Origin of the sequence: Mycobacterium sp. 1245852.3, assembly GCF_001669335.1 — a bacterium.
In the GTDB taxonomy this organism is placed as follows: Bacteria; Actinomycetota; Actinomycetes; order Mycobacteriales; family Mycobacteriaceae; genus Mycobacterium; species Mycobacterium europaeum_A.
Window position 1 is genome coordinate 1 of record NZ_LZLL01000498.1, and the last position, 5,492, is coordinate 5,492.

Here is a 5,492-nt window from a genome sequence, read left to right on the forward strand (position 1 = left end):
AGGTGGAACTGGGCGTGAACGTCAGCATCGCGCGCATGTTGCCCAGGTTGGTCCGCGGGTTCCAGACCTGTTCCATGAACTGGTTGGCCAGGTTGTCCAGTTTGGTGACGGCGGGCACGAAGTTGTTCGACTTCTGCGCCAAGATGCCGAGCACCGGCGTGAAATCGCTTGTGATCCTGATGAGTTGGTCGATGTGGTTGTCGAACGATTGGCGAGTGGTGCTGACCGTGTAGTCGGCGCCGGAGAGCAGCGAGGCCAACTGCCCGCGCGTCTCGGCGAAGGTTCGCATCGGCTCGACGGCCTGATGCAACGCATCGAGAAGATCGGGCGCCGTCTGGGCGAGCCCCGTGGTGGCATCCAGCAGCGCCGACACCGTCGAGGGGCCGGCGTCGGTGCTGACGATCGAATTGAGTTGATCGAGAAGGCGATTCAGTTGGGCACCGGCGGTCAGCAGGCTGACGCGGCGGTGATCGGTCGCCGCGCCCAGCGCGGCCAGGATCCCCACCGACCTGTCGTCACGGCCACGACCCGCGGCGGCGAGCACGTCGCGCAGCTTGCTCACGGTCGTCTGGAAAAGAACCGTCGGCAGCCGCTTGTCCTCCGAGATGTGCGCGCCGTCGCGGATTTTCCCACCGCGGCCCTCCTGGTTTGGGGACCCCACCAGTTGGACCGACGACACGGCGAAGACGTTGCTCGGCACCACGCGTGCGGTCACGTTGGCCGGAATCGACTTGGCGTATTCCTCTTTGAGGTCGATGTGGACATAGTTGGGCTTGCCGTGCGCCGCCGGGACGACGCCGTTGACCATCCCGACCAGGACGCCGCGGTATTTGACGTCGGACTTCTGGGGAAGGCCATCGCCGACGTTGATCAGATCGGCGACCACCCGCACGTAGTCGTTGAGCCTGCCGGTGGATTTCACCAACATCGCGGTGGTGACCAGGGCGCTGACCACCACGACCGCGATCCCGATGCCGAACAGCTGCCGATCGGAGGGGCCGCGGCCGTCCAGCTCAAAGGAATTGGGCACGTTTCACCGACCTACCCGCCGAACCTGGCGCCGGAGTCGACGCCCCACAGTGCCATGGTGAGCAGCATGTTCACGATGATCACCACGGTGATGCTGGCCCGCATGCCGTGTCCGGCGGCGACCCCGACGCCCTCGGGCCCGCCGCTCGCGTAATAGCCGTAATAGCACTGGATCGTGGACGCGATCCAGACGAAGATCACCGCCTTGAACAAGGAGTAGACGATGTCCTGGCCGGCCAGCATCAGCGTGAAGTAGTGCAGGTAGGAACCGGTCGAGGCGCCGCTGCCCAGGCCCACCACGATCTGGGTGCTCAGGTATCCGATCGCCAGGCACGCGGCGTACAGCGGGACGATCGCCACCACCGACGCGATCAGCCGGGTGGTCACCAGGTAGGGGATCGGGCGGATGGCGATCGATTCCATCGCGTCGATCTCTTCGGCGATCCGCATGGATCCCAGCTGGGCGGTGAAGCGGCAGCCGCCCTGCATGGCGAAGGCGAGCGACGCCATCAGGGGAGCCAGCTCACGGGTGTTGACCAACGACGAGACGAACCCGGTGGCCGGCCCCAGACCGAGCAGATCCAGGAAGTTGTACCCCTCGATGCCGACCAGCGCGCCGACCGTCATGCCGAGCACCACGGCCACCCCGGCCGTGCCACCACCCACCACGATCGAGCCGTTGCCCCAGGTGATGTTCGACAGCAGCCGCAGGAATTCGGCGCTGTACTGGCGCAGGGCGAGCGGCACCGCGACCGCGGCCCGGACGAAGAAGACCAGGAGGTGGCCGAGCCGGATGACCGGCACTTTGCCGCGGCGGTAGAGCCGAACGAGGGGGACCGAAATCGGTGCGAACGGTTGATAAGCGGAGGCCGTCATGTCACAGCCCCGTCCGCGGTGACAACATGATGTAGAGCTGGCTGATCGCAACGTTGACGATCATCAGCAGCAGAATCGCCTCCACCACAGCGGCGTTCACCGAATTCGCCACGCCGGTCGGCCCGCCCTTGGTGGACAGGCCCTTCTGGCTGGACACGATCGCCACGATGGCGCCGAACACGATGGCCTTGATCAGCGCCAGGATCATGTCGCCGGTCGTGGCGAACGACGCGAACGTCGACACGAAGCTGCCCGGCGCCCCGTTCTGGAAGTACACGTTGAACATGTAGCTCGCGAAGAACCCGGCGAAGCACACGACGCCGGTGAGGGCCACGCCGATCATCACCGCCGCGGCGAAACGGGGCACCACCAGGCGGCGGATCACCGAGACGCCCATCACCTCCATCGCGTCGGTCTCTTCGCGCATCGTTCGCGAACCGAGGTCCGCCGTGATGGCCGAGCCGACCGCCGAGGCCATCAGCACCGCGGCCACCAGCGACGCCCCCTGCCGGATGACCGCCAGCCCGCTGGCCGCCCCGGCCAGCGACGTGGCACCCACCTGGCCGGCCAGCAAGGCGAACTGGATGGACAACGTGACGCTGATCGGCAGGGACACCAGGATCGTCGGCAACACGGCGGTGCCGGCCATGAATGCGCCCTGCCGGACGAACTCGTGCCACTGGAACCGCCCGGTCACCAGGTCGTAGAAGAAATATTGGGCGGTTCGCACACCCAGCACGAACTGTTCACCTACCGTCGTCAGCGAGGCGACCGGGTGGCGTTTGACGTACCAGACGGACCAGTTCCGGATAGCGGTGACGCCATCGAACTCGGTGGTCGTCATAGCGGCGTGACCCGCGGACCGCCTAGCAAACCCATGGCGCAAGTCATCGCGTACCAGCTACCGCTGTCATCGGCCCTCTTCCCGCCCCTAAGTCCTGAGTGCCGAGCGGAGAACGTCGGGCAACGGTTGAACGCTATTCTTATTAAAATAGTGTCAACAAGCCCCAGATCTCCGCAGCTCATTGGTGTGTGCTGCATCACACTAGCCTACTTGATAGGGACTTTCAATAGTGTAGAGTCACTCATCTGAGTTCGTCGGTAAACGGCGCCGTGGGGTTCTAATGTCGGATTGACGAAGGTGATGGCATGCCCTCAGCAAACATATCGTTGCGTGACCGACGCCGTGCTGAACTGCTGTCCCAGATCCAGCAGACCGCCCACCGGCTGTTCGCCGAGCGCGGCTTCGAGGCGGTGACGACCGAGGACATCGCCGCGGCCGCCGGAATCTCCATCAGCACGTATTTCCGGTACGCGCCCACCAAGGAGGGCCTGCTGGTCGATCCCGTCCGGGAGGCCGCCGCAGAGATCGTGGGTTCCTACAGCACCAGGCCGCCCCATGAGTCACCGGTCGAAGCGTTGATTCAGCTGTTCGTCACGCACGCCAAAGATGTCAGCGAGGTCGACGACCTCGATACCTGGCGACTGGCCGTCGCGACCGCGCCCCATCTGTTGAGCAAGTCCGTCTTGGTCAGCGCAACCGATCACGGCAGGCTGATCGAACAGGTTGCCTGCCGGATGGGGGTCGATTCGGCGTCCGACATCCGACCCGCGTTGTTGGTCCACACCAGTTTGGCCACAGTGAAATTCGTCCTCGACGGCTGGTTGACCTCGAACGTCGCCGAAGGCCCGGCGTTCCACGTGCAGCTGGAGGAAGCGCTGCGCCTCACCCTCGCCGGATTCGACTGACGAACTCGCGAGGACGCCGCCGGGGCTAAACCGCCGTGACTTTGCTCGCGGTGGCGTGAAACAATCGCTGGCCGTGAAGACCTTCGAGGATCTGTTCGCCGAGCTGGGCGAGCGCGCCCGCACCCGGCCGGCCGGCAGCGCGACGGTCGCCGCGCTCGACGGCGGCGTGCACGGCCTGGGCAAGAAGATCCTCGAGGAAGCCGGCGAGGTGTGGCTGGCCGCCGAACACGAATCCGACGACGCGCTGGCCGGGGAGATCAGCCAGTTGCTCTACTGGACGCAGGTGTTGATGGTGGCGCGTGGCCTGACCCTCGATGACGTGTATCGGAAGCTATGACCATGCTGCGGCTTGCGGTCCCCAACAAGGGCACGCTCAGCGACCCGGCCTGCGAGATCCTTACGGAGGCCGGTTACCGGCGTCGCACCGATCCCAAAGACCTGACCGTCATCGACCCGGCGAACCAGGTCGAGTTCTTCTTCCTGCGGCCCAAAGACATTGCCATCTACGTGGGTTCGGGGGAGCTGGATTTGGGCATCACCGGCCGGGACCTGGTGGGCGATTCCGACGCACCGGTGCGCGAGCGTCTGGCGCTGGGCTTCGGCTCGTCGAGCTTTCGCTACGCCGCACCCGCCGGGCGCGACTGGAAGATCGCCGACCTGGCCGGCAAACGGATCGCCACCGCCTACCCCAATCTGGTCCGAAAAGACTTGGCGGGGCGCGGTATTGAGGCGACCGTCATCAGGCTCGACGGCGCGGTGGAGATCTCGGTGCAGCTCGGCGTGGCCGACGCCATCGCCGACGTGGTGGGCTCCGGGCGCACCCTGAGCCTGCACAACCTCGTCGCCTTCGGCGACCCGCTGTGCGATTCGGAAGCGGTGCTGATCGAAAGCGACTCGAACAGCAACGCGGGGACGCAGGCGGCGCGCGATCAGCTGGTGGCGCGGGTCCAGGGCGTGGTGTTCGGCCAGCAGTATCTGATGCTCGATTACGACTGCCCCCGTTCGGTGCTGGACAAGGCCACGGCGATCACGCCGGGGCTGGAGTCGCCCACCATCGCGCCCCTGGCCGATCCGGACTGGGTTGCCATCCGCGCGCTGGTGCCGCGTCGGGGTGTCAACGAAATCATGGACGAGCTGTCCGCCATCGGCGCGAAGGCGATCCTGGCATCCGACATCAGGTTTTGCCGGTTCTGATTCGCACGCGGTGTAAGACCCGCGGCTGTGTTAGCGTCCGCCTCGGGGGACTGCCCGGGTTGGCGAATGGGCCGTCCCTGCATCCGTCGCCGGCTGTTCGTCTCCCAGGAGGGTTTCCGTGACACACGCGCTGCTCGTCTTGTTGGCTTTACTGATTGGCGTCGTGGCCGGGCTGCGGTCGCTGACGGCGCCCGCCGTCGTGGCCTGGGCCGCCTACATCGGCTGGATCGACCTGCACGGCACCTGGGCGAGTTGGCTGACCAACATCATTGCGGTGATCATCTTCACCGTCCTGGCGATCGGCGAACTGATCAATGACAAGCTGCCCAAGACGCCGGCGCGCACCGCGGCACCGATCTTCGCGGCCCGGATCGTCACCGGTGGGCTCGCGGGCGCCGCGCTGGGCGCTTGGCCGCACTGGACGTTCACCGCGCTGGGCGCCGGTGTCATCGGTGCGGTGCTCGGTACCCTCGGCGGCTACCAGGCGCGCAAGCGACTGGTGGCGGCGACGGGTGGCAGGGACCTGCCCATCGCGCTGCTCGAGGACGCCGTCGCGATCGTGGGCGGGTTCGCCATCGCGGCGGCGACGGGCCACCTGCTGACCGAATACCTGCTGACGGCGGTTAAGTGACAGCGCATTTCGA

At 66.0% G+C, this 5,492-nt stretch carries 7 protein-coding genes; 4 read left to right on the forward strand and 3 right to left on the reverse strand.

Going from position 1 to position 5,492, the window contains the following annotated elements:
• The 3 genes from A9W96_RS22185 to A9W96_RS22195 form a co-directional block, all read right to left on the reverse strand.
• Positions 1–1,030: MlaD family protein (locus A9W96_RS22185; protein ID WP_067143091.1), on the reverse strand; the 1,030-nt coding region annotated here is incomplete at its 3' end.
• An 11-nt stretch (positions 1,031–1,041) separates the two neighbouring features.
• Positions 1,042–1,905 carry an ABC transporter permease gene (locus A9W96_RS22190; protein WP_066867473.1) on the reverse strand — a complete coding sequence of 288 codons (864 nt, stop codon included), beginning with the start codon at positions 1,903–1,905 and terminating at the stop codon, positions 1,042–1,044.
• Position 1,906: 1 nt separating this feature from the next.
• On the reverse strand, positions 1,907–2,749 hold the full coding sequence (locus tag A9W96_RS22195) for an ABC transporter permease (RefSeq protein ID WP_067143094.1): 843 nt from the start codon (positions 2,747–2,749) through the stop codon (positions 1,907–1,909).
• Positions 2,750–3,054: 305 nt separating this feature from the next.
• Here A9W96_RS22195 and A9W96_RS22200 point away from each other — a divergent pair, with 305 nt between their 5' ends.
• The 4 genes from A9W96_RS22200 to A9W96_RS22215 all read left to right on the forward strand — a co-directional run bounded on the left by A9W96_RS22200 (position 3,055) and on the right by A9W96_RS22215 (position 5,479).
• Positions 3,055–3,654: a TetR family transcriptional regulator gene (locus tag A9W96_RS22200; protein WP_066867480.1), complete on the forward strand. Its 600-nt coding sequence runs from the start codon at positions 3,055–3,057 to the stop codon at positions 3,652–3,654.
• Positions 3,655–3,709: 55 nt separating this feature from the next.
• Complete coding sequence (locus A9W96_RS22205; RefSeq protein WP_064885366.1) at positions 3,710–3,991, forward strand: phosphoribosyl-ATP diphosphatase; 282 nt, start codon at positions 3,710–3,712, stop codon at positions 3,989–3,991.
• 2 nt (positions 3,992–3,993) lie between these two features.
• Positions 3,994–4,848 carry an ATP phosphoribosyltransferase gene (hisG, locus tag A9W96_RS22210; RefSeq protein WP_066867516.1) on the forward strand — a complete coding sequence of 285 codons (855 nt, stop codon included), beginning with the start codon at positions 3,994–3,996 and terminating at the stop codon, positions 4,846–4,848.
• 118 nt (positions 4,849–4,966) lie between these two features.
• Positions 4,967–5,479 (forward strand): DUF4126 family protein, encoded by a 513-nt coding sequence (locus A9W96_RS22215; RefSeq protein ID WP_066867483.1) that lies wholly within the window; start codon positions 4,967–4,969, stop codon positions 5,477–5,479.
• Positions 5,480–5,492 lie beyond the last annotated feature (13 nt).

Coding starts and splice junctions, on each gene's coding strand:
- A9W96_RS22190 (WP_066867473.1), bottom strand. CDS start 1,905: ATGACGGCCTCCGCTTATCAACCGTTCGCACCGATTTCGGTCCCCCTC.
- A9W96_RS22195 (WP_067143094.1), bottom strand. CDS start 2,749: ATGACGACCACCGAGTTCGATGGCGTCACCGCTATCCGGAACTGGTCC.
- A9W96_RS22200 (WP_066867480.1), top strand. CDS start 3,055: ATGCCCTCAGCAAACATATCGTTGCGTGACCGACGCCGTGCTGAACTG.
- hisG (WP_066867516.1), top strand. CDS start 3,994: ATGCTGCGGCTTGCGGTCCCCAACAAGGGCACGCTCAGCGACCCGGCC.